At 73.2% G+C, this 26921-nt stretch carries 24 protein-coding genes, 2 tRNA genes, 1 rRNA gene and 1 other RNA gene; 12 read left to right on the top strand and 16 right to left on the bottom strand.

From position 1 onward, the window contains the following. Positions 1-7 precede the first annotated feature (7 nt). The 3 genes from ABZ783_RS18120 to ffs form a co-directional block, all read right to left on the bottom strand. Entirely contained in the window at positions 8-316 is a 309-nt protein-coding gene (locus ABZ783_RS18120) for a YbaB/EbfC family nucleoid-associated protein (protein ID WP_018786541.1), read from the bottom strand. A 108-nt stretch (positions 317-424) separates the two neighbouring features. Continuing rightward, entirely contained in the window at positions 425-3079 is a 2655-nt protein-coding gene (locus ABZ783_RS18115; protein WP_357439334.1) for a DNA polymerase III subunit gamma and tau, read from the bottom strand. A 107-nt stretch (positions 3080-3186) separates the two neighbouring features. Beyond that, an RNA gene (gene ffs, locus ABZ783_RS18110) (signal recognition particle sRNA small type) lies at positions 3187-3276 on the bottom strand. An 82-nt stretch (positions 3277-3358) separates the two neighbouring features. Between ffs and ABZ783_RS18105 the strand changes: the two genes are divergently transcribed. Further along, positions 3359-3443, top strand: a tRNA-Ser gene (locus ABZ783_RS18105). A 113-nt stretch (positions 3444-3556) separates the two neighbouring features. On the opposite strand, the gene ABZ783_RS18100 is transcribed toward ABZ783_RS18105, so the two are convergent. Then, positions 3557-5236, bottom strand: coding sequence for a hypothetical protein (locus ABZ783_RS18100; protein ID WP_357439331.1), 1680 nt, complete (start codon positions 5234-5236; stop codon positions 3557-3559). After that, the gene (locus ABZ783_RS18095) at positions 5209-6573 is read right to left on the bottom strand and encodes an MFS transporter (RefSeq protein WP_357439329.1); all 1365 of its coding nucleotides are present in this window, start codon (positions 6571-6573) and stop codon (positions 5209-5211) included. The genes ABZ783_RS18100 and ABZ783_RS18095 overlap by 28 nt, the downstream gene beginning before the upstream one ends. 176 nt (positions 6574-6749) lie before the next feature. Between ABZ783_RS18095 and ABZ783_RS18090 the strand changes: the two genes are divergently transcribed. From ABZ783_RS18090 to ABZ783_RS18075, 4 genes are all read left to right on the top strand, one after another. Beyond that, positions 6750-7271, top strand: a complete 522-nt coding sequence (locus tag ABZ783_RS18090; protein WP_357439327.1) for a winged helix-turn-helix domain-containing protein — start codon at positions 6750-6752, stop codon at positions 7269-7271. Positions 7272-7324: 53 nt separating this feature from the next. After that, a complete protein-coding gene (locus ABZ783_RS18085; protein ID WP_357439324.1) occupies positions 7325-7993 on the top strand; it encodes a hypothetical protein in 669 nt (222 codons plus the stop codon). An 83-nt stretch (positions 7994-8076) separates the two neighbouring features. Next, the gene (locus ABZ783_RS18080; RefSeq protein ID WP_357439721.1) at positions 8077-8520 is read left to right on the top strand and encodes a hypothetical protein; all 444 of its coding nucleotides are present in this window, start codon (positions 8077-8079) and stop codon (positions 8518-8520) included. Between the two features lie 103 nt (positions 8521-8623). Beyond that, a complete protein-coding gene (locus ABZ783_RS18075; protein WP_357439321.1) occupies positions 8624-11179 on the top strand; it encodes a hypothetical protein in 2556 nt (851 codons plus the stop codon). A gap of 98 nt (positions 11180-11277) precedes the next feature. Here the strand turns inward: ABZ783_RS18075 and ABZ783_RS18070 are convergent. Then, positions 11278-11367, bottom strand: a tRNA-Ser gene (locus ABZ783_RS18070). A 75-nt stretch (positions 11368-11442) separates the two neighbouring features. Between ABZ783_RS18070 and deoD the strand changes: the two genes are divergently transcribed. The 3 genes from deoD (at position 11443) to ABZ783_RS18055 (ending at position 13352) form a co-directional block, all read left to right on the top strand. Next, on the top strand, positions 11443-12150 hold the full coding sequence (deoD, locus tag ABZ783_RS18065) for a purine-nucleoside phosphorylase (protein WP_357439319.1): 708 nt from the start codon (positions 11443-11445) through the stop codon (positions 12148-12150). Between the two features lie 111 nt (positions 12151-12261). Further along, positions 12262-12897, top strand: coding sequence for a TetR/AcrR family transcriptional regulator (locus tag ABZ783_RS18060; protein ID WP_357439317.1), 636 nt, complete (start codon positions 12262-12264; stop codon positions 12895-12897). After that, entirely contained in the window at positions 12897-13352 is a 456-nt protein-coding gene (locus tag ABZ783_RS18055; RefSeq protein ID WP_357439314.1) for a hotdog domain-containing protein, read from the top strand. The genes ABZ783_RS18060 and ABZ783_RS18055 overlap by 1 nt, the downstream gene beginning before the upstream one ends. Before the next feature lie 46 nt (positions 13353-13398). Here the strand turns inward: ABZ783_RS18055 and ABZ783_RS18050 are convergent, their stop codons facing one another. The 4 genes from ABZ783_RS18050 to ABZ783_RS18035 all read right to left on the bottom strand — a co-directional run bounded on the left by ABZ783_RS18050 (position 13399) and on the right by ABZ783_RS18035 (position 15215). Next, entirely contained in the window at positions 13399-13851 is a 453-nt protein-coding gene (locus ABZ783_RS18050) for a nucleoside deaminase (RefSeq protein WP_357439718.1), read from the bottom strand. Between the two features lie 178 nt (positions 13852-14029). Then, entirely contained in the window at positions 14030-14557 is a 528-nt protein-coding gene (locus ABZ783_RS18045) for a tRNA adenosine deaminase-associated protein (protein WP_357439312.1), read from the bottom strand. Positions 14558-14675: 118 nt separating this feature from the next. Then, positions 14676-14846: a hypothetical protein gene (locus tag ABZ783_RS18040; RefSeq protein WP_357439310.1), complete on the bottom strand. Its 171-nt coding sequence runs from the start codon at positions 14844-14846 to the stop codon at positions 14676-14678. 72 nt (positions 14847-14918) lie between these two features. Next, positions 14919-15215, bottom strand: coding sequence for a hypothetical protein (locus tag ABZ783_RS18035; protein ID WP_357439716.1), 297 nt, complete (start codon positions 15213-15215; stop codon positions 14919-14921). Between the two features lie 223 nt (positions 15216-15438). Here ABZ783_RS18035 and ABZ783_RS18030 point away from each other — a divergent pair, with 223 nt between their 5' ends. Together ABZ783_RS18030 and ABZ783_RS18025 are read left to right on the top strand one after the other, a co-directional pair. Continuing rightward, on the top strand, positions 15439-16206 hold the full coding sequence (locus tag ABZ783_RS18030; protein ID WP_357439308.1) for a peptidoglycan DD-metalloendopeptidase family protein: 768 nt from the start codon (positions 15439-15441) through the stop codon (positions 16204-16206). A gap of 69 nt (positions 16207-16275) precedes the next feature. Continuing rightward, entirely contained in the window at positions 16276-17346 is a 1071-nt protein-coding gene (locus ABZ783_RS18025; protein WP_357439305.1) for a PHP domain-containing protein, read from the top strand. A 123-nt stretch (positions 17347-17469) separates the two neighbouring features. Here ABZ783_RS18025 and ABZ783_RS18020 read toward each other — a convergent pair whose 3' ends face one another. After that, on the bottom strand, positions 17470-18447 hold the full coding sequence (locus tag ABZ783_RS18020; protein ID WP_357439303.1) for a DMT family transporter: 978 nt from the start codon (positions 18445-18447) through the stop codon (positions 17470-17472). Positions 18448-18603: 156 nt separating this feature from the next. Here ABZ783_RS18020 and ABZ783_RS18015 point away from each other — a divergent pair, with 156 nt between their 5' ends. Next, positions 18604-20274 carry a DUF885 domain-containing protein gene (locus tag ABZ783_RS18015; protein WP_357439300.1) on the top strand — a complete coding sequence of 557 codons (1671 nt, stop codon included), beginning with the start codon at positions 18604-18606 and terminating at the stop codon, positions 20272-20274. A 67-nt stretch (positions 20275-20341) separates the two neighbouring features. Here ABZ783_RS18015 and ABZ783_RS18010 read toward each other — a convergent pair whose 3' ends face one another. The 3 genes from ABZ783_RS18010 to nudC all read right to left on the bottom strand — a co-directional run bounded on the left by ABZ783_RS18010 (position 20342) and on the right by nudC (position 23971). Beyond that, complete coding sequence (locus ABZ783_RS18010; protein ID WP_357439297.1) at positions 20342-21940, bottom strand: DUF6114 domain-containing protein; 1599 nt, start codon at positions 21938-21940, stop codon at positions 20342-20344. Positions 21941-22034: 94 nt separating this feature from the next. Continuing rightward, positions 22035-22595, bottom strand: a complete 561-nt coding sequence (locus ABZ783_RS18005) for a DUF6230 family protein (protein ID WP_198940655.1) — start codon at positions 22593-22595, stop codon at positions 22035-22037. A gap of 452 nt (positions 22596-23047) precedes the next feature. Next, positions 23048-23971 (bottom strand): NAD(+) diphosphatase, encoded by a 924-nt coding sequence (nudC, locus tag ABZ783_RS18000; protein ID WP_357439295.1) that lies wholly within the window; start codon positions 23969-23971, stop codon positions 23048-23050. 177 nt (positions 23972-24148) lie between these two features. Between nudC and ABZ783_RS17995 the strand changes: the two genes are divergently transcribed. Further along, positions 24149-25969, top strand: coding sequence for a VanW family protein (locus ABZ783_RS17995; RefSeq protein ID WP_357439713.1), 1821 nt, complete (start codon positions 24149-24151; stop codon positions 25967-25969). A 72-nt stretch (positions 25970-26041) separates the two neighbouring features. Here ABZ783_RS17995 and ABZ783_RS17990 read toward each other — a convergent pair whose 3' ends face one another. Then, positions 26042-26668, bottom strand: coding sequence for an NADPH-dependent F420 reductase (locus tag ABZ783_RS17990; RefSeq protein WP_357439292.1), 627 nt, complete (start codon positions 26666-26668; stop codon positions 26042-26044). Positions 26669-26839: 171 nt separating this feature from the next. Continuing rightward, a 5S ribosomal RNA gene (gene rrf, locus ABZ783_RS17985) occupies positions 26840-26921 on the bottom strand; the annotation flags it as partial.

Here is a 26921-nt window from a genome sequence, read left to right as displayed (position 1 = left end):
TGCCGGCTCAGAACCCGGGCAGGCCGAGGCCGCCCATCCCGCCCGCGACCGGGCCCATCTTCTGCTCGGTCAGCTCCCGGGCCGCCTCGGCGGCGTTGTGCACCGCGGCGACGACCAGGTCCTCCAGCGTCTCCACGTCCTCCGGGTCGACCGCCTTGGGATCGATCTTGATCGCCTTCAGCTCACCGGTGCCGGCGACGGTGGCGGTGACCAGGCCACCGCCCGCGGTGCCGGTCAGCTCCGCCTCGGCCAGCTCGGCCTGAGCCTTGGCGATCTGCTGCTGCATCTTCTGCGCCTGCTTCAGCATCTGCTGCATGTTCGGCTGTCCACCTGGGCGCACGGATGGCTCCTTCTCGCACTCGTCTGTTCGGCCGCGCCCAGCCTAGTCGGGCGACGGCACTGCTCCTCGGCGGTCGACCCGCGCTCAGCGCGCGTCCACCTCATCGATCTTCTCGGCGCCGAACGCCTCCCGGAGCAGCTGCACCGCCTGCTCCTCGCTGGACTGCCGGGCGGTCCGCTCGTCGATCACGTCGTCCAGCGGCTCGTCGCCGGGGTCGAAGCCCTCGTAGACGGGGGCGGCGGTCGATGCGCGCACACCCGCCGGCCCGTCGTAGTCCGGGTCGTAGGGCGGCTCCCCCGCCCAGTCGGCATCCGCGGTCTTCGGGGCCGCCTGCGCCGCACGCGGTCCCTTCCCCGGCCCACCACCCGCCGCGGCCGCCGCGGCCGCCCGGGCCGCCGCGATCGCGCTGCTCGCCGGCGCGCCGCCGGCCGCACCCGCCGCGGGCTGCGGCGGCGTCGGCGGCGGACCGGCCGGCCTGGGTACGGCGGGAGCCGCCGGCACCGTGCTCGTGGCACCCCCCGGCCGGGCCGGCTCGGGCCAGTCGTCCGCACTGGCGGCGGTCGCGGCACCGCCGGGGCGGGCGGCCTCCGGCCAGTCCTCCTCGGCGCCGCCCGGCCGGGCCGGCTCGGGCCAGTCCTCGTCGTCGCCGCCCGCCTCGGTCGCGCCGCCCGCCCGGGCGCCCGCCTCGCGGGCCGCTCCGGCCGGGGCGGCACCGGCTCCGTTGCGCGCACCGCCCGCCGGGGCATCGCCGGCACTCGGACCGCCGCCGGACGGACCGGCAGCGGTCGAGGCACCCGGACCCGCCGGACCGGTGGACCGAGCCGCCGGACCACCACCCGGACCCGCCGAGCCGCCGGACCGGGTTGCCTGAGCACCGTCGGGCGCCGGTCGGGTGGCGGCGGGGCGCGCCGGGCCACCGAGCGAGGCGGCGCCCCGCTCACCGGCCACCTCGCAGCGGATCTGCCAGCGGCCGCCCAACTCCTCGTAGAGCGCGTCGGTGAGCACCGCGGCATGGTCGGCCATCATCCTGGCCAGCACCGTCGACTTCACCGTCAGCACCAGCGTGTCGCCGTCCAGCTCGCGGACCACCGCATCGCGCATCAGGGCCGCGATCCGCTTGTTGGTCCGGTTGACCTTGCCGACCACCTCGGGCCAGACCCGGCGCACGGCGACGGCGTCCAGCGCGCCGGCCGGGGCGGAGCCGGGCCGCGGCGGCTCGGGGGTGGCCGGGTCGGGCATCACCGCAGCAGTCGGCACCGGACGGCGGGCGGGGCCTCCGGACGCCGGAGCACCCGAGGCCGAGCCGCCGGATGACGGGCCGCCGGCAGCGGGGGCCGCCGGGGTGCCGGCAGCCGGGTCGGTCGCGCCCGGGGCGGTCGCGGACCGGGTACCGGCCGCCGCGGCAGCGGCCCGCGCGGCGGCCACCCCGGACGGGGCGCCGACAGCCGCCGGCGGGCCGGCGGCCTCCGGGTCGGGCGCGGCGGCAGCCGCGGCCGGGGCGGGAGGCTCGGGGCGTACCTCGGGGGCGGGGGCGACCGGCGCGGGGCCGGCGGCGGCCGGCGGCAGCTCGGTGCCACCCAGGGTGAGCCGCCGCTCCATCCGTTCCAGGCGCTGGAGCAGGCCACCGGTGGAGTCGTCCACGCCGGGCAGCAGCATCCGGGCACAGATCAGCTCCAGCACCAGCCGGGGCGCGGTGGTGCCGCGCATCTCGACCAGGCCGTTGTGCACGATGTCGGCGCACCGGGACAGGGTCGCCGGGCCGAGCCGCTGAGCCTGGGCGGCCATCCGCTCGATCTGATCCGACGGGCCGTCGATCAGGCCCTTGGCGGCGGCGTCCGGCACCTGCTGCATGACGATCAGGTCGCGCAGCCGTTCCAGCAGGTCCGAGGCGAACCGGCGCGGGTCGTGGCCGGCCTCCGCGACCCGGTCGACGGTGGCGTACGCGGCGGCGCCGTCGCCGGCGGCGAGCGCGTCGCACATCTCGTCGATCAACGCGGAGTCGGTGACGCCGAGCAGCGCGGCCGCCCGGGCGTAGCTGACCCCCTCGGGGCCGGCGCCCGCGATGAGCTGGTCGAGCACGGAGAGGCTGTCCCGGGCGCTGCCGCCACCGGCGCGCACCACCAGCGGGAAGACCGCCGGCTCGACCGTCACGCCTTCGGCCTCGCAGAGCTGCTCCAGATAGGGCCGCAGCACCTTGGGCGGCATCAGCCGGAACGGGTAGTGGTGGGTCCGCGACTTGATGGTGCCGAGGACCTTCTCCGGCTCGGTCGTGGCGAAGATGAACTTGACGTACTCCGGGGGCTCCTCGACCAGCTTGAGCAGGGCGTTGAAGCCGGCCGACGAGACCATGTGCGCCTCGTCGATGACATAGATCTTGAAGCGGCTGCGGGCCGGGGCGAAGAACGCCTTCTCCCGCAGCTCGCGGGCGTCGTCGACGCCACCGTGGCTGGCCGCGTCGATCTCGATGACGTCGATCGAGCCGGCGCCGTCGTTGGCCAGCGAGCGGCAGGACTCACACTGGCCGCAGGGCTCGGGCGTGGGGCCTTGCTCACAGTTGAGCGAGCGGGCCAGGATCCGGGCGCTGGAGGTCTTGCCGCAGCCTCGGGGGCCGGAGAAGAGGTACGCGTGGTTCAGCCGCCCGCTGCGCAGCGCCTGCGACAGCGGCTCGGTGACGTGCTCCTGGCCGATGATCTCGGCGAACGTACGGGGCCGGTATTTGCGGTAAAGGGCCAATGCCACCCGTCCCGCCTCCTCTCGACCGAGCCATTCTGCGCCGGTCGGGCGCGGGTGACCAACCACCACCCCGTGACCTGACCCGCAGGGACGTTACCGGCACCCGGAGACAGAAAGGCCTCCCGTGCACCCGGCAGAGCCCGCTTATCCTTGCTGCCTTCCGGCCCTGGGGAGGTTCACGAGGTACCGCCGCACGGGAGGTACCACCAAGCGTACCCGACTCCAGGTCGATCTTCAGGGGGTGGTGGGGTGGCCCGCCCGGCGGAGACCTGTATCCTGGCTCGCGGAGGATTCGCCTAGAGGCCTAGGGCGCACGCTTGGAAAGCGTGTTGGGTTCACACCCTCACGAGTTCGAATCTCGTATCCTCCGCTCTCTTGAGCAGGAAAACGACAGGGCCGGCCCCATCAGGGACCGGCCCTCCGTCGTCTCGAGCGCAGGAGGACGCCCGGGACGCCCCGGACGACTTCCCCACCTGATCGCCGTCAGTTGCCTCGGAACACCCCGGGCTTCCAGAGGAACCCGTACGTGCGTACCGACGCCTCGGCCGGCGCGTACCGGTGGTCCCCGGCGAAGCTCGCGCTGAACGTGACCCGTTGGTACGTCGGATACGTGGCCGTCAGCTTGCCGTTCGAATCCACCGTGCCGCAGGTGATCGTCCGGCGAGTGGACCCGTAGGGCTGGGCGTACAGGCAGACCGTGCGGTTGGTGTGGGTGGCGCCGAGCTGGGCGGTCACCGCCGCGCGGCGGCCGGCCGTCGCCTTCGCCGTGACGCTCAGCGCTGTGGCGGCGCGCGAGACCTGCACGGTGACCGACTGGGTCGTTCCCGGGCGCGTGGCGTCGCCGGGGAAGGTCACCGTGTAGGTGTTGGCCGCGCCGACCAGCGGCGTGTCGGAGAAGGAGAACGAGCCGTCTGCGGCAGTGGTGACGTCCGGCAGCGGGTGGCCGCCGGCGAGGTCCTGCTTCGCGACCCGCAGGGTCCACGGCGTCGACCCGTTCGCACCGGCGAACGCCAACTTCCCGTGGACGGTGAGTGGCGCGGCGCGGGTGCTCGTCGTCGGCGCGGACAGCAGGAGCGAGGATCCGGTGGTGCCGAAATCGGTCAGCACCCGCAGGGCCGGGTTCTTCCGGTCCTGATCGGTGGTGACGGCGTAGAGCGTGCGGTTGTCGGCGCCGACGGCGAGGCCCCGCACCTCGAGGTGGTTGCCGCGCGGGAGGTCGTACCGGCGGACCACGGTCCCGTCCGCTCGCTTGACGTGGATCGAATCACTCTCGCTGGCGCCGAGGACGACGAAGGCACCGTTGGGAGACGTCGTCACGGCCGTCGGCCAGGTCCCGGACGGGTACGCGCCCACGGGCGACAGGTCCGCCGTCGAGAACGCCACGTGCTCGGTCGCCACCAAGCGGGAGTTCGACTGTGGGTCCCACAGGTAGGAGCAGCCGAGGATCACCTTGTCGGCCGTCAACGCGGCGTCGTGCAGGCCGGTGCAGGTCTCCCCGGCCAGGGACGCGACATGCGACGGCGTCCCGGACGAGACGTCGTACAGACTCGGCTCGCCCGAGATGGGGAACGAGACGCGGGACTTGTTCACCAGCAGCAGCAGATTCGGGTTGGCCGGGGTGCTCCGGAGCAGCGGCGGGTAGTAGTACTGGCCGTTGAGGGGCAGGTCCAAGGTGACGATCGGCGTCGCCCCGCGTACGTCGATCGACCCCAGCTTGCCCTTCCCGGACTGGCATCCATAGCCGACGTAGATCTTCCCGCCGGCCGGCGCCAACCAGGTGGGACAGGTGCTCGCGCCGGTGCTGTAGCGACGCGTCTCGGTCAGCGTGGTGGTGTCGATCGCGGCGACCGCGCCCGCGTCGGCGAGGGCCACGTAGAGCGTCGAGCCGTCCGGGCTCAGCGCCATGCCGCTGGCGCCCGGCAGGTTCGGGATCGTCCGCTGCGAGCCGCCGGACAGGTCCGTCAACCGCACGCCCGAGCGCTCCCGCCCCTGGCTGAAGAACAGCCGACCGTGCGCCGAGTCGACCACCATCTCCGCGTACGTGTCGATGCCGAGCCCGACCGTGCCGTCGGCGTACGCCGCACCGGAACCGATCGGCGCCACCACGCCGAAAGCGGCGCCCAGCGCCGCGACCATCAGGCGTGCGATCGCTTTGACGCGCACCCGACCTCCCGCCCCCGTGACCAGGATCGGCGCTTTCGTGCCGAGGATTTGGGCACGAGCCTAGTGGGCGGGTCGCTTCGGGAGGAAGACGGCGCGGTCCGCTCGGCCACGGCGGCGGCCGGGGCCGCGGTCGGCGGGCCGGGTGCCGGGGGCGCCGGACGGCCACCGCCGCGCAGCGCCCAGCCGGCGACCAGCATCGCGCCGGCCGCCGCCCCCAGCAGGATCGCCCGGTGGTCGACCAGCACCAGCAGGCCGGCGGCGGCCAGGACGGCAATCGTGCCGGGGCCGAAGGTGAGCGTGTTGACCGTGGCGGCGACCCGGCCGACCAGCGCGCCCGGGGTCTCCCGCTGCACGGCGGTCCAGACGGTGATCAGCACCAGTGGCACCCCGATGCCGACGGCCAGGGTGCCGACGGCCACCGGGACGAGGGCGGGCACGGCGCGCAGCGCCAGACCGGCGGCGAACACCGCGACCGCCGTCGCGGTCAGCCGCCGGTCACCGAGGCGGCGTAGCAGCGCCCCGCCGGCCAGCCCGCCGACCAGCGACCCCACGCCCTGCACCATGGCGAGCACGCCGTTGAACTCCGGCGGTCGGTGCAGGCCGTCGTCCACCACGGCGTACGCGACGGTGCCGTTGATGCCCATCAGCAGCATGGTCGCGCCGGCGCAGGCGACGAGGTGCCGCAGTGGGGCGTGCCGGCGCAGGTGTCGCAGCCCGTCGGCGAGCTGCCGGTCCCAGCGCTCGGGCGGGGGCGGTGGCGCCTCGCGTACCCGGATCAGGGTGAGCGCGAGCGCGGCGAGGGCGAAGGTGGCCACGTCGAGCAGCACCACCGGGTGCCCGCCGTACGCGGCGAACAGGGCCGCGCCGATCAGCGGGGCGAGCAGCTTCATCCCCTCGTTGACGGTCATCCGCAGCCCGTTGAAGTCGCCCAGCAGCTCGTCGGGGACCACCGCGGGCACCAGCGCCGCCTCGGCGGAGTCGATCAGCACGAAGCTGACCCCGTACGCGAGCATCACCACGAAGATCAGCCAGACCCGGGCGGCGGAGTCGACCAGCAGCAGCACCGGCAGCAGCGCCGCCATCGCGACGTGCAGGGCGATCAGCAGGGGCCGGCGACGGAACCGGTCGACCAGCACGCCGATCAGCGGGCCGACCAGGGTGGGCCCCCAGAGGCCGAGGGTGACCAGGCCGGCCAGGCTGCTCGATCCGGTCAGGTCCTTCACCCAGATCGCGGCCACCAGCAGCATCGCCGCCGTGCCGAACCCGGAGACCAGCACGGCGCCCAGATACAGGCCGGCCGGACGGTTACGCAGCACCCCTGCCGTACCCCAGCTCATGCCACCACCTCGCGGCGCTCGGCGCCGGCCTGCGGCACCACCGCCCCGCACCGCCGATTCGCTCGCTGACGCTCACTCATGGCACCTCCCCCGGGCAGCCCGATCCTGGCCGCCCACCACCCCCAAGTCAATGCTTGGGGGTCGGCGCGGCCACCTGATGCGGTTCAATGGCGGCCGTGAGCAGCACCGATCCGCGCCTGCGCGCGCTGGCCCACCCGGTACGACTGCGGATGCTGTCGCTGATGTGGAGCGCGCCGCTCTCCGCCGCGGCGCTCGCCCGGGAACTGGCCATCTCGCACGCCCTGGCCAGCCAGCACCTGCGTCGGCTGGAGGCCGCCGGCCTGGTGGAACTGGCCGACGTCCGCAGCCGGCGCGGCGGCCGGGAGCGCCGCTACCGCGCGGTACGCGGCCCGTGGCTCACCGACCAGCGGGAGGGGCAGGCGCTGCTCGCCGAGTCGCTGGCCCGCAACCTGCTGGACCGGGTGGCACACCGGGCCCCGGACGCGGCCGGCGTGACCATCGACGCCGAACTCTGGGTCGACCCGGAGGAGTGGGAGGCGGCCCGGCGCCGGCTGCACGCGATCATGACCGAACTGCACGACGCGGCCCGCCCTCCGCACGCCCCCGGTACGGTCCGGGTGGGCGCCACGATGATGGCCTTCCCGATGACCGACGCCCCGCCACCCACGGCAGACTGACCACCCGTCGTACACATGTTCCATCCACAGCCTGTGGACGCCGAGAGGATCGGATGAGTTACCAGCTCAGCGCGGTCGTCGCCGATGTCGAGCTGCTCCGCGAGCAGACCGCCGACCTGGACCACGCGGTCCTCGCCGCGCTCCGCCAGGACTTCGCGCTGCTGCCGGTCACCCCGCAGCTCGTGACGGAGCTGACCGGCGAGCTGCCCGACTTCTGCACCGACGAGCCGTCCGCGGCGCAGCCGTTCCAGCTCGTCCTCTCGCCGCTCGTGTCCGACGACAGCTCCAGGTCGCGGCGCGGCGACAGACGCGCCGAGCTGGAGTTGTCGCAGCTGCTGGCGGGGTGGTCGCGGCAGGGACCGGTGGCGTACCTGGAGGCGGAGTTCGCCGGCGGCCTGGGTCACCAGTCGGCGGTGGTCTGGCTGGGCGGCGCGATCAGCTGGGGCCCGTGCTTCGACGGCACCCTCGACGGACCTCGCGCGCAGTGGCCGATCAACGCGGCGCTCGCCCGGCTGGGTGCCGAGCCGGGGCCCTGGATCGATCCGTTCGCCGAGCTGGGCCTGCACCTGGAGCGCGACACGGCCGGCTGGCTGGCGCACGGCCGGCGCGGCCTGTCCGCCGACTACTGGGACGACCTGGCCGAGGAGTGGGAACTGCGGCAATCCGAGCAGCACCAGCAACCTCCGCGCCCCGGTCCCGTTGGGGACTGGGGGAGTGCATGAGACTGCGACAGTTCGGATTCATCGCCGCGTTGATGGCGGCCGCCTCGATCGCCGGCAGCGGCGTCCGTCCACAGGGGCTGGATATGCCCGCCCGCCCCGTCGGGGCCGCCGAGGTGGTCGGGCTCGACGGGCTGCACAACGCGGAGTTCGGCGTCACCGAGCAGGAGCTGACCCGCCGCGGGGTGCTGCGTACCGACGTGGCAGCGTGCGGGCCGACGCTGGCCGGGCACGAGTCGGTCAGCCCGATCTTCGTCGACGACCGCCTGGTGCTGCTCTGGCTCGACGACCCGATGAGCACGCCCGAGGGCATCACCGCCGGCACGCCGGTCAGCGAGGTGCGCGACCGCTACCCGTCGGCGGTCGACCTCACCGCTCCACAGGGGACGCACCGGTTCGACGGGCTGCTCGCCCGCGACGGCGATCGGGCGTACCTCTTCCTCCACGACCGGACCGCCGTCCGGAAGATCATCGCCGGGTACGCGGACTGGGCCCGCCGCCTCTTCGACGAGGGCTACGGCCCCTGCTGACCGGCTGAGACGAACGACTGACAAGTCGGTTGTAGTTGATCGACCATCATGGAATTATCTCCTCGCCCGCGCAGGTCGCGCGGCATTTCACGGGGAGTTGACCATGCGAACAACCCTGCCCGGTTATCGGCGGAAGGGCCTGTCGCGGCTGGCAATGGCCGCCACCGTGACCACCGCCCTGGCGAGCGTCCTGATCGGACCGTCCGCCGCGGCCGCAGCAGCGTCGCCGGCGCCGTCGGCGACACCCACCACGAGTACGGCCCCGGCGCAGGCCGCCGCCGACCCGTCGACGGCGCCCACGGCCACGGCGACGCCCGGCACGAACCTGACATCCAGGCCCACGCCCACGCCCACGGCCGCTCCGGCGAAGGCGTCCACCACCGAGGGCAGCGCCAAGCCCTCGAAGATCGACGGCGGGTCGGGGAGCACCGGCTGCGGCGGCAAGCTCGACTTCGGCAAGGTCCAGCGCTGCACGTCGATCAAGGGCGAGGAGGAGAACCGCTGGACGGTCACCTCGACCGTCGCCCAGGACACCCTCTACGCCCGGCTCAAGAGCGTCTCGGGCGAGGGTGTCGGCGCGCGGGTCACCGACCAGAACGGCGACTTCGTCTGCTTCCTCTCGTTCTATCTGAACGAATGCGCCCTCGGCGCCGCCGGCACCTACACGGTGGCCGTGTCGCTCTTCTACGGGACCGGGGAGGGTGCCTACACGCTCTCCGCCGAGTCCATGCGTACCCCGTCGGAGTGCGACACCCTGCCGGAGAACTTCTTCTCCTTCGCCTCGGCCGGGCGCAGCGGCACGCTGCCGGCCGGCCTGGCCGCCCGCTGCTACAAGTTCAACCAGCCGACCGGCACGGTGCTGCACCTGGCCGACCCGGGCGGCGCCGGTGACGTGCAGGGCCAGATCCTGGACGGGCGGTACCAGCCGATGGGGTGCCCGGTGCGCTACCCCACCGAGTGCACGCTCAGCGAGCCCGGGCCGTACCGGCTCTTCCTCGAGGAGACCTACGGCAACGAGTCCGCGTACACCCTCAAGCTGCCGCGCCTCTCGCACGCGACGGGATGCCCGGCCCTGCCGCTGGCGTCCTTCGGCGACCCCGGCGCGGCTGTGGGCAGCGGAAGCGTGTCGTCCTACCAGGGGGTGTCCTGCCAGGCCCTGACCAGTGCGGCGGCCGGGCCGGTCGTGGTCCGCTTCAACCAGTTCGCGAACCAGCACCTCGACTGGCGGGTGTACGACGCCGACGGCCGGCAGGTCTGCACGGAGTACGAGTCGTGGCGCTCCTGCGCCCTCCCGACGGCGGGCTCCTACACCCTCCTGGCGCAGAACTCGTTCTGGGAGCCGGTGACCTACCAGGTGGCGGTGGCAGCGCTCGATCGCACCGCTGGCTGCGCCGCGGCCACGGGCACCGGGTGGGACCAGCCGACCCTGGTGGTGCACCAGACCTCGGCCGTGCAGACCAACTGCCAGCCGTTCCAGGGCCGGGCCGGCGACCGGATCGTGGTCTACCGCGCCCCGGACCGCTACAACGACCCCTACTCCTGGCTGGTCGACGCGGACGGGACGGTGCTCTGCACCGAGTGGTCGGAGGACGACGGGTGCGCCCTGCCGGCCGACGGCACCTACCGGGTGATCTCGTACCTGGCCAACTGGGACGTGGACAGCTCCGACCTGACGTACCGGATGCAGATGCGGTCGCTGACCGACCCGACCGGCTGCCCGACGGTCACGCCCGGCGCGTACAACGCCGCGCCGACGCTCGGCACCGTCCGCTGCCGGGTCCTCGACCTGCCGGCCGCCGGCACCTACCGGGTGAAGGCTGTCAGTGCCGACAACTACCGGCAGTGGGCGTCCGTCTACGACGCCACCGGTCACAAGGTCTGCACGGACATCTGGTGCCAGGTCCCGGCAGCCGGGAAGTACACGCTGGTCCTCGGCGGGGCGGCCCCCGACACGGTCCTCGACGAGAACCTCCGGTACGCGCTCGCCCTGCTGCCCTGGACCCCGTCGGACTGCCGGCCGGTGTCCGACACCGGCTGGCAGGGCACGCCGGTCGTGGGCATGTTCGCCGCCGCCGGCCAGTTCGACTGCCTCCAGCTCACCAGCCCGGCCGGGTCCCGGGTCGTGGCGCTGCTGCCCGGCGACGCCACCGGTGCCGCCGCTCCGGACATCACCGTCGTCGACTCGACCGGCGCCACCCAGTGCGACTGGTACTCGCTGCGCCAGTACGCCTGCGAGCTGACCGGCCAGGCGCCGTACTTCGCGGTGCTCAACTCCCGCGACGGCGCGCCCACCGGGGCGTACTCGCTGGCCTTCGCCCGGACCGACGGCCCGCCGGCCTGCCCGGTGCTGCCGGCGGACGCGACGGGGGCCACGGTGACCACGGGAGCGGACCGCTACGGAGTCTGCTTCACCATCCCGGCCGACCAGCGGGCCGCGCGGGAGTCGTTCACCTGGAAGCGGACCAGCGGCACCGGTGATGCCCGGATGTCCGTCTTCGACGGGTCCGGCATCCGCTACTGCGGGCCGACCGGCTACGCCGTGGAGCGGACGATCTCCTGCTCGCTCCCGGCCGGCGCGGTGACGGTGATCCTGGAGACGGACGCGGTCGACGCGACGTACCAGCTCACCCACCGGGACGCGAGCCTGCCGGCGGCGTGAGGCGCGGCGGGCCGGCCCTCCCCGGGGCCGGCCCGCCGTACCCGGTCGAAGAAGCGAAAACGCCCGGCTGGTCCAGGAGGACCGCCGGGCGTTTCCGTTGGCGGTGGCGGCGGGATTTGAACCCGCGGAGGGCGTAAACCCTCACACGCTTTCGAGGCGTGCTCCTTAGGCCACTCGGACACACCACCGCCGAGTAGGGTACAGGACCGCCGGTCCGGACGCCGAACCGGTATCCCCGGGCCCGGCCTGGCAGGATCTTTGCCATGAGTACGCACATCGGCGCTGAGCCGGGAGAGATCGCCGAGCGGGTCCTGATGCCGGGCGACCCGCTGCGGGCCAAGTGGATCGCGGAGACCTACCTCGAGGAGGCCCGCTGCTACACGACGGTCCGCGGCATGCTGGGCTTCACCGGCCGCTGGAACGGCGTCGAGGTCTCCGTCCAGGGCTCCGGCATGGGCATGCCCTCGGCCTCCATCTACGCCCATGAACTGATCAACGAGTACGGCGTGAAGACGCTGATCCGGGTCGGCTCCTGCGGTGCCCTCCGCGAGGACCTCCAGTTGCGGGACGTGGTCGCCGCCATCGGCTCGTCCACCGACTCGAACATGAACCGGATGCGCTTCGACGGGCTGATCGACTACGCCCCGGTCGCCGACTTCGGGCTGCTGCGTACCTCGGTCGAGGTGGCCGAGCGGCGCGGCATCACCATGCACGTGGGCCCAATCCTGGCGGCGGACGCGTTCTACACCGACCGCCCGGACCTCTACGACACGCTGGCCGACTACGGCGTGCTGGCGGTGGAGATGGAGTCCGCCGCGCTCTACACGATCGCGGCCCGGTTCAACGCACGCGCGCTGACCATCCTCACCGTGAGCGACCACATCAAGACCGGCGAGAAGACCACCTCCGCCGAGCGCGAGCAGACCTTCAGCCAGATGGTCGAGATCGCCCTCGACACCGCCATCGCCTGACGGTCCGGCATCCTGCGCCGCCCCGCCCGCCGACTCCGGCGGCGGGGCGGCGGCGTTCCAGGTCACAAAAATAAATACGACCGGTCGTGCTTTTTTCGGTACGCTGCCCGCATGACCTCCGACGGCCGGGTCGCCCGCGGCGACCGCACCCGCACCGCCGTGCTGGACACCGCCGTGGCCCTGGCCACCGAGGCCGGCCTCGACGGCCTCTCCCTCGGCCAGCTCGCCGAGACGCTCGGGGTGAGCAAGTCCGGCCTGTTCGCGCACTGGCGCTCCAAGGAGGCCCTCCAGCTCGCCACTGTCGACCGGGCGGTGGTGCAGTGGCAGGAGCGGATCATCGCCCCGGCGCTGCGTGCCCCCCGGGGCGTCCGCCGGATCTGGGCGCTGCACGACGCCCGGATCGACTTCTACGCCGCCCGGGTGCTCCCCGGCGGTTGCTTCTTCGCCACCACGGAGTTCGAGTACAACGCCCGCCCCGGCCCGGTACGGGACCGGATCGCCGAGGCGTTCCGCCGCTGGACCGCCTTCCTCGAACGCCTCGTCCAGGAGGCGGTCGACCTCGGCGAGCTGCCTGCCGACGTCGACGTCCCGCAGCTGGCCTACGAGATCGACGCGCTCGGCATCAGCGCCGTGATGCGGTCCCGGCTGCTGGACCCGGACGCCGCCTACCGGCACGCCCGCCAGGGCCTGCTGGCCCGCCTGCGGGCCCTGTGCCCCGAACCCACCCTGCTACCGGAAGGCCCCTGATGAGCGACCCCACCGCCGCGCCGTACGGCCACGTCGAGCACGTCCCGGTCCACTTCGACGACCTCGACGCCCTCGGCATCCTGCACAACGCCCGGTACGCGGTGCTGCTGGAACGCGCCCTCACCCCGTACTGGGCCGAGCGCGGCGTGTCCTTCCAGGGCGGGCCGCACAGCGCCCCCGACGTGTTCCACGCGGTACGCGAGTTCACCATCACCTACCGGGCCCCGATCAGCGGGACCGGGTCGGTGGCGGTGCACTTCTGGCTCGAACACTTCGGCACCACCAGCGCGCGGTACGCCTTCCAGTTCCGCTCGGTCGACGGCCACACCGTGTACGCCGAGGGCACCCGGGCCATCGTCCGGCTCGACCCGGCGACCATGCGCCCCACCGCGTGGACCGAGGCCGCGCGGACGATCGCCGCGACCCTCCTCCGTCCGGCGCCGGTGTCCGCCTGACGCCGGGGCAGCGGGACAGCGCAGGGCAGCGGACAGCGCGGGGCGGTCAGCGGAAGAAGGCGCGCAGCAGCGCGGCGCTCTCCGCCTCGAGCACCCCGCCGTACACCTCCGGGCGGTGGGTGAGCCGGCGGTCGCGCAGCACGTCCCAGAGCGAGCCGACCGCCCCCGTCTTCGGCTCCCAGGCGCCGAAGACCACCGTCGAGATCCGCGCCAGCGAGATCGCACCCGCGCACATCGTGCACGGCTCCAGCGTCACCACCAGGGTGCAGTCCGCCAGCCGCCAGCGGCCCAGCCGCTCGGCGGCCCGCCGCAGCGCCAGCACCTCGGCGTGCGCGGTCGGATCCCCGCTCAGCTCCCGCTCGTTACGCCCGACGGCCAGTTCGGCGCCGTCCGGGCCGTAGACGACCGCACCGACCGGGACGTCCTCGACCACGGCGTCGGCGCCCGCCGCGGGGCCGCTGTCGGGGCCGGTCACGGCGACCTCCAGGGCCCGGCGCATCCACAGCTCGTGCCGCTGCCGGCGGCCCCCGCCGCCGGGATCGGCCAGCCCCTCGTCCGCGCCTGGGCCGACCCGGCCCAGGCGGCCTGGGGTCGGCTGCCCGGGGCGTACGGTCTCCAGCGCCGGGTCGGTGGCGTCGGCCGGCTCCGCGGCACCGGGCACCACCGGCTCGGGCGGCTCAGACCTCACGCAGCTCCTCGACCTCGTCCGCGCAGCCCAGCACCTGGCAGATCTCGGCGGTGATGTCGGCCGGCATCATCCCCTCGTGGGCGCAGAGCGAGAGCAACTTCTGTGCCGAGATGCCCAGGTCGGCCAGGAGGTCCGCGTCGCCCACCGGGTCCGCCTCCGGGTCCACCGCCGGCTGCTCGTTCTCGTCGTCGCCGCCGGTGGCCGCCCGCGGTTCCTCGGTGTCCTCCAGGCCGGTGACCGAGGTCTTCAGGTCGCCGACCAGCAGGGCACCGAGCCGGGACTCCTCCGCGTACGCCGAGTCGGAGCCGAAGACGCGCAGGTCCTCACCCTCGTCGAGGCGCAGGATGACCAGGTAGGTGTCGTCGGCCTCGACGAAGAGCAGCGACAGGTCGGCGTCCGGCTCGACGTCGCGCAGCCGCTCGGCGACGTCGTCGATGTCGGTGACACCCCGCAGGTTCACCTCGTCGGCGGTCCATCCGCCGTCGACTCGTGCCACGGCAGCAGCGAAGTACGACACGGTCCCCCCAAATTGGCCTCGGCAGCACGCCGACTCGTCACGCGTGCACGTTAACCGGTCGGGTCGGCAGGCGACCGGTCAACGCCCCGAAGGGCCGGCCGTTCCTGGAGAAAGTCGGTCAGCCGGCGATGCGCCGGCGGGTGGCGATGAGCTGACGCAGGTGCTCGGTGCGGACCCGCTGCGGCCGCTCGCGCTGACGTGCCGTTCGGGCACCGGCCAACTCGGCGAGGAGTTGCAGGCGACGGCGGCTCCGGTCGGGGTCGAGCCGCGGCGGGGTGGTCCAGGCCATACCGCGAGGGTGGACCGTCACCACGCGTACGTCAAGCCGGTCTTCGCTGCGCAGCGAACCGTTCACCGCTGGTCACCAGAGCGGCCAGTCCCCGCTCTGCGCCCAGCGGACCGCGACGACGGCCGCCGCGATGCTCCACCCGCCCGCCGTGACGATCGCCACCCCGGCCGCCACCCCGCGGTCGCCGTAGCGGACCAGCACGGCGGCGGCCAGCCAGGCCAGCCCGCCGGCGACCAGGGTCCACCACGCGTAGCTGGGCACGTCGTGGCCGAGCAGGCCGAACAGGAGCAGCCAGGCGAAGGCGGTCACTGCGCCGGCCGAGACGCCGCCGCCGGTGATCGGGTACGGCTCGCGCCAGGTGGGCCGCATCGGCGCCCCGGCGGGGAAGAGCCCCGACGGGGTACGCGCCGGCGGATGGACCGGGCCCGGACCGGGCTGACCGGATACGGCGGGCCACCCGTTCATCGCCTCTGCTCCCTTCACGGTCCGTAGACCTACCGAGGTGCGGTGGCGCGACTCCGCTCGCCCCCGCACGGACGCGCGCCGGGTCTCGCCGTTCGTTCCTACCGTAGTGCTCTGTCAGGATGGCCGGATGCGCTCGCGATCGATCGGACGCCGGCCGGGGCCGGCGTACCCGATCCTGCTGCTGCTCGTACCGGCCCTGGTCGCCGGGTGCGGTCCCGCCGACCGCCCGACGCCGGCCGGCGGGACCGCGTGGCAGAGCCCGAGCGCCACCGCCCCGGCGCAGCCGTCCCCCGGGCTGACCACCCCCACGTCGGCCGCTCCCACGCCTTCCGCCCCGTCGGCCACGCCGACCCGCTCCGACCCGCGGCACGTCTTCCCGGTCCGCGCGGACAACGTCGCGTACCACCCGACCCACTCGACGTACCCGGGGACGGACATCTTCGCCGACTGCGGCGAGCCGGTCGTCGCGGTCACCGACGGCGTGATCCTCGAGGTGAGCCGGGTGGACCGGTTCGACAAGCGGGGTCCGCGCGGGCCGTACAACGGTGGCCTCTCGGTCGCGCTGCTCGGCGACGACGGCGTCCGCTACTACGGCTCACACCTGAGCGCCATCGCCGCCGGCGTCGACCCGGGTGTACGCGTCCGCGCCGGCCAGGCCCTCGGCAAGGTCGGGCGCACCGGCAACGCCAACAACGTGTGCCACCTGCACTTCGGCCTCTCGCCGAAGTGCCAGGGCCACGACGACTGGTGGATCCGGCGGGGCGTGATCTGGCCGGCCCCGTACCTGAACTCGTGGCGGAAGGGGGGCAACCGCGGGCCGGCCGCCGAGGTGGTCGCCTGGCAGCGCAAGCACGGCTGCCCGAAGGCGCCCACCACGACCGACGGTGCCGGGTGACCGACGTCCACTCCCGACACTCCGCGACCCACCCGGCGACCGGCGGCGCGGGCGCGTAGGTTGCAGGGCATGACTGCCCGGGATCCCATCGCCGACCTGCGCCGGATCGCGTTCCTGCTGGAGAGGGCGAACGAGGCCACCTACCGGGTCCGGGCGTTCCGGTCGGCGGCCAAGGCGCTCGGCGCCCTGCCCGCCGGGGAGGTGGCCGAACGCGCGCGCAGCGGCAAGCTCACCGAGCTGAGCGGGGTCGGCGACGTCACCGCCCGCTGCGTGGTCGAGTCGCTGGCCGGCGAGGAACCGGTCTATCTGCGGCGGCTGGTCGCCACCGAGGGGACCGACCTGGACGCGGCCGCCGCCGCGCTGCGGGACGCGCTGCGCGGCGACTGCCACACCCACTCCGACTGGTCCGACGGCGGTTCACCGATCGAGGAGATGGCCCTCGCCGCGGTCGAGCTGGGGCACGAATATCTGGTGCTGACCGACCACTCGCCCCGGCTGACGGTGGCCCGGGGACTCACCGCCGAGCGGCTGCGCCGGCAGCTCGACCACGTGGCCGCGGTGAACGAGGCGCTGCCGAAGGGCTTCCGCATCCTCACCGGCATCGAGGTGGACATCCTCGCGGACGGGTCGCTGGACCAGGACGAGGAGCTGCTGGCCCGCCTCGACGTGGTGGTCGGCTCGGTGCACAGCGGCCTCAACGACGACCGGGCGAAGATGACCCGGCGGATGCTCACCGCCATCGCCAACCCGCACCTGGACATCCTCGGTCACTGCACCGGGCGGATGGTGTCGTCCCGGCCGGCCGGGGTGACCGGGCCGGGCGACCGGGGGCACCGGGCGCGTACCCGCAAGGAGAGCGACTTCGACGCGGACGCCGTCTTCGCGGCCTGCGCGGAGCACGGTGTCGCCGTCGAGATCAACTCCCGGCCGGAGCGGCAGGACCCGCCCAAGCGGCTGATCCGCCGCGCCCTGGAGGCCGGCTGCTGGTTCGCCGTCAACACCGACGCGCACGCCCCCGGCCAGCTCGACTGGCAGCGGTTCGGCTGCGAGCGCGCGGCCCTCTGCGGCGTCCCGCCGAACCGGGTGGTCAACACCTGGAAGGCGGACCGCCTGGTCAAGTGGGCCCACACCCGCCGTTGACGCATCCCCGCATCCGGACGCCACCCGCATCGGCGACCCAGCGGCATCCTCCGTCCCCGCACACCACCACTTCGCCGACCTGCCGGCTCCCGGGGCGGCTCAGCGGCGGCCCCGGGCGCCGGCTCAGCGGTGAGCGGCGGCCTCGGCGGCCGGCGCGGCCGCGGCGCCGACCAGCGAGCGCGACCGGGGCCGGCCCAGCATCCCCTGCGCGACCGCCACACCGAGCAGCACGACCAGCGCACCCACCGGCTGGTGCCAGTTCATCCGCTCGCCGAGCACCAGCGCGCCGACCAGCACCGCGAAGACCGGGATCAGGTACGTGACGGTGGACGCGGTGCTCGCCCCGGCGAGCCGGATGTTGCGCAGGTTGATCACGAAGGCCAGCCCGGTGCCGAGCGCGCCGAGCGCCAGCACGCTGGCGACCACCCGGGCGGACAGGCCGGTCGGCACCGGCAGCGCCCCGGCCACCAGGGGCGCGACCACCGCGAGCTGCGCCGTCGCGACCAGCAGCTGCGCCGCCGACAGCGACACACCGGAGTACGCGCTCCCCGCGATGAACTTCTTCTGGTACGGGATGGCCACGCCGTAGCAGGCCGCCGCCCCGAGGCACATGAGCTGGCCGGTGAAGTGCGACCCGCCCACGCCCTCCCAGACGCCGAGCACCACCAGCACGCCGGCGAAGCCCAACCCCAGCCCGACGGCCCGCCGCACGGTCAGCCGCTCGGTACGGAACACCAGCACCGCCAGCGGCAGCACGATCAGCGGCGTGGTGGCGTTCCAGATGCCGGCGAGCATCGACTCCACCCGCTGCTCGCCGAAGCCGAACAGGGTGAACGGCAGGGCGACGCCGAAGGCGGCGACCACGAACAGATGCGCCCAGACCCGGGGCTCCCGGGGCAGCCGGTCGCGCAGCACGGCCAGCACGACCAGCAGGGTCGCCGCGCCGGTCGCGACCCGGTAGAGGGTGAGGTGCAGCGGGTGCAGCTCGCTCACCCCCACCTTGATGAAGAGGAAGCTGGAACCCCAGATCACGCCGAGCGCGAGGAAACCGGGCAGCCAGCTACGGAGTGCCGCCCGGTCAGGAGTCAAATGCGCTGTCACCCCTGACACTCTGCCGGAGGGGTACGACGAAGTCCCGCGAAAATCGGACCCCGTGTCGACCGTCACGGCAGCCCTCCGGCAACAGCCCCGCCGAACCGTAGTGAACACGGCAAACACCGTCGACAACCGGGTGCCACCGTCACGTAGGGTCGCAGCGTGGGACGAATCGATGACCTCGCCAACCGGTACGTGGCCGACTGGGCCCCGCTGACCCCGACCGGCGCCACCTACGTCGGCATCGCAGGCTACGACGACCAGCTCGACGACCTCACCCCGGAGGGGTACGCGGCCCGCGCCGACCTGGTCCGGCGCACCCTGGCAGATCTCGACGTGACCGAGCCGGACTCGGAGGCCGAGCGGACCGCCAAGGAGGCCATGCAGGAGCGGCTCGGGCTGGAACTCGCCCGCTACGAGGCGGGCGAGAGCAGCAGCGAGATCAACGTGATCGCCAGCGGGCTGCACGAGATCCGCATGGTCTTCGATCTCATGCCGACCGAGGGCGACGATGCCAAGGCCAACATCGCCGCCCGGCTCAACCGCTTCGCCGGCGCGCTCGAGGGTTACAAGCGCACGCTGCGCGAGGCGGCCGCGGCCGGCCACGTCAGCTCGCAGGTGCAGCTGGTCGAGGTCGCCAAGCAGTGCGACGTCTGGACCGACCCGAACGGCGACAACTTCTTCCACGGCCTGGCCGAGCGGCTCGGGGCCGACGGCACGCTCGGCGCCGAGCTGCGCAAGGGTGCCGCCGCGGCGACCGCCGCCACCGCCGAGTTCGGGCAGTTCCTCCGGAACGAACTGGCCCCGCAGGGCCGGCAGAAGCAGGCCGCCGGGCGGGAACGGTACGAGCTGGCCTCGCAGTACTTCCTCGGCGCCAAGGTCGACCTCGACGAGACGTACGCCTGGGGCTTCGCGGAGCTGGCCCGCCTGGAGTCCGAGATGCGGGCGGTGGCCGCCCGGATCGTCGGCCCGGGGGCGACCATCGACGACGCGGTGCAGGCGCTGGACTCAGACCCGGCGCGGACCATCAAGGGCAAGGAGGCCTTCCGGGACTGGATGCAGGCACTCGCCGACAAGGCGATCAGCGAGCTGCACGGCACCCATTTCGACATCCCCGAGCAGGTCCGCCGGATCGAGTGCTGCCTCGCCCCGACCAGCGACGGCGCCATCTACTACACCGGCCCGAGCGAGGACTTCTCCCGCCCTGGCCGCATGTGGTGGGCGGTGCCGCAGGGCATCACCGACTTCTCCACCTGGCGCGAGGTGACCACCGTCTTCCACGAGGGCGTGCCGGGCCACCACCTGCAGGTCGCCCAGACCGCCGTCCGCGCCGACCTGCTCAACCGCTGGCAGCGGCTGCTCTGCTGGGTCTCCGGGCACGGTGAGGGCTGGGCGCTCTACTCGGAGCGGCTGATGGACGAGCTGGGCTACCTGGAGGACCCGGGCGACAAGCTCGGCATGCTCGACGGGCAGGCGTTCCGCGCGGCCCGGGTGATCGTCGACATCGGCATGCACCTGGAACTGGAGATCCCGCGGGACAATCCGTTCGGCTTCCACCCGGGCGAGCGCTGGACCCCGGAGCTGGGCTGGGAGTTCATGCGGGCGCACTGCCGGGTGCCGGACGAGAACCTGCGCTTCGAGCTCAACCGCTACCTGGGCTGGCCGGGGCAGGCCCCGTCGTACAAGGTGGGCGAGCGGATCTGGCTCCAGGCCCGGGAGGAGGCGAAGGCCCGTAAGGGCGCCGACTTCGATCTCAAGGAGTTCCACCGGCAGGCGCTCGACCTGGGCGCGCTGGGGCTCGACCCGCTGCGCCGGGCGCTGGCCCGGCTCTGAGTGGACCGACGGCCGGGTGTCGGATGGGTTTCCTCCGGCGCCCGGCCGCTTCGCGTACTCGGCGGGCTCAGGCCAGGTCGAGCTTGAGGGTCGGCTTGGCGGTGAGCACGTTGCTGTCCACGAACGCCAGGTCGATCACCGGGTCGGTGAAGGTGATCGGCACCGGCGAGGTGATCGGGAGGCCGTCCGGGAGCGGCAGGTCCGGGGTGAGGGTGACCCGGATGCCGAGGAGCCGCCCGGAGAACCGGGTGGCGTAGAAGGCGACGTCACCCTCCACGGTCAGCCGGTCGGTGACGTACCGCAAGGTCTTGCCGGACGGCCCGTCGGCCTGGAGGACGAAGTCGTCCGTCACGCCCTTGTCCATGGTGAACTTCAGCGCCTTGAGCGTGCCGTCGTGGGTGGGCAGGTCGACGATCCCCTCGAAGCGCAGCCCGGTCATGGTCACCTGGGAGCCGGTGAGCTTGGACGGTTTGGCGGCGACGCGGGGCTGCCCCGGCTCGGCGGCGATTCGGGGCATCAGCTTGCCGGTCTCGACCGGCTTCGGCTTGGTCGGTGCCGGGCTGGCACACGGATCGGCGTCCGGCCTGGTGGGCGCGGCGGGCTTGGCCGAGGGGCTGCTGCTCGGCGTCGGCGCCGCGCTGGTGGTGCTCTCGGTGGGGGTGGGGCCGGTCGTGGTCTCGGTCGGCAGCGGCTCGGCGGCGGCCGCCGTGCTGGCCGGCTGCGGCGCGGGCAGGGGTTCCGTCCCGGCGGCACCGGGGTCTCCGCCGGTGAGGAGGCCGGTGATGCCGTCGATGATGTTGGTCAGCGGGTTGCCGTCCGACCTCTTCTTCGCCGCCAGGGGGCTCGGGCTGGCCGAGGCGGACGCGGAGGCCGTCGGGCTCGGCGCCGGCGAGCTGACGGTCGGGCAGGCGGCCGGCGCGGCCACCGCCGGCTGCTCGCCGCGGAGCGCGAGCAGGCCGACCGTGGAGACGGTGGCGAGCACCAGCAGGATTCCGTACAGCTTCGGGTCGCGGTGGCCGGAGCCGGGCGGCGGCCCCGCCGGGTCGACCACCGGCAGCACCCGATCCGCGCCCGCCCCGGCCTCCGGCTCCGCCGTGGTCGACTCGCGCAACGGGTTGTACGGCTGCGGAAGCGTGTCGGTGAGCGGCCCGGTGGTCTCCTCCTCCCGCTGCCGGGGCAGCAGCTCGTCAAGGAGGGCCCGCTCGTCCTCCACGTCGTCGGCGTCCTGCGGCTCGTCGTCTGCGGCCGGTCCGGGCTGCTCGGTGCCGGCCGCCGGGCGGCCGGGCACCCAGGCGAAGCCGAGCGCGGCACCCGAGATGCCGAGCAGCATGCCGAGGAAGAAGCCGCCGAGGTTGACCCCGATCAGCGAATAGACCGCCGTCACCGCCGCGACGACCGAGTAGAAGATCCGCTGCTGCGGGGTGAACCACATGAGCAGACCGCAGACCACCAGGATGGTGGGGATCAGCCAGGCGAGGAAGCCGGTCGGCCCCATCTTCAGCGTGAGGCCGGCCAGGTTCGCCTGGGTGGTGCCGAAGATCTCCGCTCCGGCGAGCACGGTGAACAGGCCGCCCCAGAAGGGCCGGCTCCGCCGCCAGCGCCGGAAGCTGCGCCAGGCCCGGGTGACCCGGCCGGGTCGGGCGTGCTGCGCGTCCGCGGTCGTCACGTACTCCTCCTACGAACGGTGCGGTGATACGAGGGGGTTGCCGAACATGACGGGAGGTCCGCGGAGGGCGCCCTCCGCGGACCTCCCGGTCCGATCAGGAGAAGCACTCCTTGCCAGCGGCGTCGCCGAACGCGTGCACCTTCAGCTTCAGGCCGGTCAGCTTGAAGGTGCCGGCCGTGGTGTAGCGGGCGACCTGCTGCAGCCCGTTGATGGTCACGTGCTCCGAACTCTGGCCGAACGAACCCGCCTGGGCGGCCGCGCTCAGGTCGGTGGCGTCCTGACCGATCTTGATCTTGGTGAACGTCGCATCGCCCGCGAGCGAGTCCATCGCGATCAGCATGCCGTCCGCAGTAGCGGGCTGCCTGCCACCGCCGGCCTCGATCCGGAGCACGACGGGCAGACCAGGCACGCTCGCGTTGACCGACTGGCAGAGGTTGTACAGATCCGCGTGGCCGATCTCGGAGATCGCGACCGGCTGCGGCACGGGGTTGCCCTTCTCGTACACGACGCCGCCGTACTGCTTGAAGCCGTCGCCTTCGAGCCGGGTCGCGCCAACCTTGAACGCGGTGCCGGACACGGTGATGTTGGCGGCGATGGCACCGTTGGCCATGCCGAAGACGATGCCGCCGGCGACGGCCGCGGCCGGGACCGCCATCGCGGCGAAGCGACGCCAGCGGGTGCCGCCGCGCAACTGGCGGTCTTCCGAATCCTTCACGGGGCCCTCCTCGAAGGGGATGACGTCACCGATCGCGGGACGCGACTCGGGACAAGGGAAAGCGTGGGGCGCTCGCGGGTGCCGTTGTGCCGACGGACGCGCGGTTACGCGGATGGATGCTCTCGCGAAGCGACAGAGCTCACAAGCACCTAGCTACTGATCGGTAACAGGGCGGCAGTATCAAGATCGCCTGTGGTTACCGGCGGTTAACATTCGGATGGCAATAAGCCGCGGGCAAACCATCGCGATTACGACACGACGGCAGCGAGGTCTCACCTGTGGTAGCGACCACTGGTCTTCGTCACAGTTCGGTAACGGACGGCTGGCAAACCGCTGAGGATGACAGGCCCATCACCCGTCCGGCGGGCGCCGACGGACCGTCCGGCGCACGGTCAGCTCCGCCCGTTCAGCCATGACTCCAACAGATGGTGGTCGATTGAGTCGATTCGGCCCAGCGGACGCCCCTGCGCCACTCGCGCCCGCAGTTCCTCCCGGCTGAACCAGCGGGCCGCCACCAACTCCTCGCCGTCGACCCGGACGTCGGTCGAGGCCGCCGTGGCCCGGAACCCGACCATCAGCCCCGCAGGGAACGGCCAGGCCTGCGACCCCTGGTAGGCCACGTCGACCACGCTCACCCCGGCCTCCTCGGCCAGTTCCCGGCGGACCGCGTCCTCCAGGCTCTCGCCGATCTCCACGAAGCCGGCCAGAGTCGACCAGGAGTCCTCCGCGGCGCCGCGGTGCCGGGCCAGCAGGCACCGATCGGGGTCGCCGGGCGCCTCCACCAGCACGATGACCGCCGGTTCGATCCGCGGAAAGAGCAGCCGACCACAGTCGGGGCCGGTGCAGGTGCGGACGTGCCCGCCGTCCCGGGCCGCAGCCGTCGCCCCGCAACCCCCGCAGTACCGCTGGCCCCGGTGCCAGTGCAGCAGCCCCTTGGCGTACGCCTGCACGGCCGCCTCGGCCAGCGTCAGGCCGCCCACCAGGGCCCGTACGTCCACCGTCTCGGCCGCCCCGGCCAGCTCCAGCGCCTCCGGCTCCGTCCGGCCGGAGAGGTCCACGGCGAAGACCGCCCGCCCCTCGTCCAGCCCGAGAAAGACCGTCTCGTCGGCGGCGGCGCACAGCCTTGCGGCGTCGACGGCGGCGCGCCGCACCAGCACCCGATCCGCCGAGACCAGGCAGCGGTCCCGCCAGAACGGCAACAGCACGCTCTCCCGGTCGGCCAGCCGCGCGTCGATCCACTCCGGGTCGGCCCGCAGCGCCCCCGCCCGATCCAGCCACCCGCCGCCGTACGCCAGAGCCTGCTCATCGGTCCGCACCCGCCCACCGTCCCACGGCCCGCCCCGGCATGGCACGCCGGGTGGGCGTGACCGCCGTGACACGCTTCCCCCGCGCCCCGCGACGGCGGACTCCCGACCGGCTCGGGCGTTGGTTACCGTAGGTGTCTTCCGGGTGGGGGAAGCGGCCCCCACGTGGTTTTCGTGATCGAGGTTCCTGTGACGCTGTACGGCGAAAAACTGCCGCCCGCCGACGACCGGCCAACCGTGCGGGTCACCGCGGTGAACTGGCCGGACGACGGGTCGGAACCCACTGTCGCGCCGACACCCGAGCCGCCCGGGGGCCGCCTGCGGTCCCGTCGGGGACGGCTGCTGCTGGCCGGCGGGATCATCGCGGCCGTGCTCGCCGCCGGCACCGGTCTCGGCGCCTACGCGTACGCCGGGGACGTGCCCCGGGGCACCACGGTCCTCGGCGCCGAGTTGGGTGGCCGGAGCCGCGCCGAGGCGGTCCGGGCGCTGCGGGCCGAGCTGGACCGCCGGTCGGCGGCACTGAACGCCCCGATCACCGTCACGATCGGCGAGAAGAGCGTCGAGGTGAAGCCGGCCGACGTCGGGCTCGCGATCGACGTGGACGCCACCGTGGCGGCGGCGGCCGCCGCCGAGGCGCACCCGGTGAGCCGGCTCGTCGGTTCCCGTACGGTCGACCCGGTGGTCACCGTCGACGCCGCCCGACTGGACGCCACGCTGCAGAAGGCGAAGGGGGACCAGGGCCGGGAGATGACCATGCCGGCCATCATCTTCACCGGCACCACCCCGAAGCCCGTCTACCCGAAGCCGGCGCTCACGGTGGACTCGGCCGGCGCGGCCGACGTGGTGAAGGCGGGCTGGCTCGCCGGCAAGCCGGTGACCGTGCCGCTGGTCGAGAAGTGGCCGGCGACCACCCGCGAGGAGGTCGACCGGCTCGTCGCCGAGCTGGCCAAGCCCGCGGTTGCCGCCCCCGTCACGCTCACCACCGGCCGGGGCTCGGTCACCATCCCGCCCGCCGCCATCGCCAGCGGCCTGCGCTTCTCGGCCGACGACGCGGGCAAGCTGACCCCGCGGGTGGACGTCAAGCGGCTGCGTGCCGCCCTCGGCGACCGGCTGGCGAAGATCGAGGTCGAGCCGAAGGACGCCGGCCTGACCATCAGCGGCGGCAAGCCGAAGGTGATACCCGGCCGGTCCGGGCAGCAGGTCGACTCGGCCACGCTCGGCCGGGAGCTGCTCGCCGTCCTACCGAAGGCCGACGGCCGTACGGTGACCGCCGAGCTGAAGCCCGCCGAGCCGGAGCTGACCGAGGCGAAGCTCGCCGAGCTGGGCATCAAGGAGCGGGTCTCCACCTTCACCACCCGGTTCCCCGGCGGCCTCTCCTCGCCGCGCAGCCAGAACATCGTCCAGGCGGCCAAGGACGTCGACGGCACGATCGTGAAGCCGGGCGAGACGTTCTCGCTCAACGGCCACACCGGCGAGCGCGGCTACGACCAGGGCTACCAGGACGCGCCGACCATCGTGAACGGCAAGCTGGTGCCGGGCGTCGGCGGCGGCGTATCGCAGTTCACCACGACCCTGTTCAACGCGACCTACTACGCCGGCCTGGAGGACGTCGAGCACAAGCCGCACTCGTTCTACTTCAGCCGGTACCCGGCGGTGATCGAGTCGACCATCTACTGGCCGCAGCTGGACTTCAAGTTCCGCAACAACACCCAGTACGGCGTCCTCATCGACACGTCCTACACCGCCAGCACGATCACCGTGTCGATCTGGAGCACCAAGATCTACGACAGCGTCACCACCGAGTACGGCCCCCGCCGCGACATCACCCAGCCTAAGACGGTCTACCTGGACCCCGGCCCCAAGTGCATCGCCGCCGCGGGCAGCGTGGGCTTCGCCCAGGACGCGTACCGGGTCATCAAGAAGGACGGCAAGGTCATCAAGCGGGAGAAGTTCAGCTGGCGCTACGACCCCGAGCCACGCTTCATCTGCGCCCCGAAGCCGGCCGACTGACGTCCGTCGAGGTCAGGCACGAGAATGCCCCGCCGGCTCGGTCGCCGGCGGGGCATTTCTGTTGAGTACGCGTCAGGGCCGTGCCTCGGCCAACCCCTGCCGTACGCCGTCCGCGTCCCGGTCGGTCCCGTAGACGGGGGAGCCGGGCTGCTGCCGCCAGCTCTCGTCGAGCGAGCCGGCATCGACCGGCTCGAAGCCCAACTCGTCGACCAGTTGCATGACCAGCCGCTTGGCGTCCGGGTCGTCCCCGGCCACCGGCAGGCCGATCCGGTCCGGTGAGCCGGCCGGCCGCCCGTTGTCCATCAGGTGCGCGGCCTGGATGTTGTTGAAGACCTTCACCACCCGGGCGCCCTTGAGGTGCTCGGCGGTCCACCGGCTGGAGCTGAGGCTCCGGTCGAGCAGCTCCGCGATGTCACCGTCCCGCTGGGGGTAGTAGTTGTTCGCGTCGGCGACCAGGGCACCGTCGAAGAGCTCCGCCGGCAGGTCCGGTACGACCTTGACCGGCACGGCAATGACGACGAGGTCCGCCCCCTGCACGGTCTCCTCCAGCGTGCCCGCCATGGCACCGGTCTCCGTCGCCAGGTCGGTCAGGCTCTGCGGCCCACGCGAATTGGTCACGACCACGTCGTGCCCCAGTGTCCGTAGGCGACGGGTGAGGGTGCCACCGATGTGGCCCGAGCCGACGATTCCGATCCGCATGACCACTCCTGCCCCTTCGCCAGCGTCCGGCGGTCAGTTTCCGGTCCCGTCCCGACGGTACGAGACCCGACCGCTGGTACGCGCGGATTCACCGAAGCTGTGTCGTGGCGAGCAGCGCCGGAAACGCAGTCAGGGTCACCCGATTTTCGGGTGACCCTGACTGGAAAGTTTGTCCGGCGGTGTCCTACTCTCCCACACCCTCCCGAGTGCAGTACCATCGGCGCTGGAGGGCTTAGCTTCCGGGTTCGGAATG

Origin of the sequence: Micromonospora sp. NPDC047738 (genome assembly GCF_040642675.1) — a bacterium.
In the GTDB taxonomy this organism is placed as follows: Bacteria; Actinomycetota; Actinomycetes; order Mycobacteriales; family Micromonosporaceae; genus Micromonospora.
This window is presented reverse-complemented; position numbering and strand designations above follow the sequence as displayed.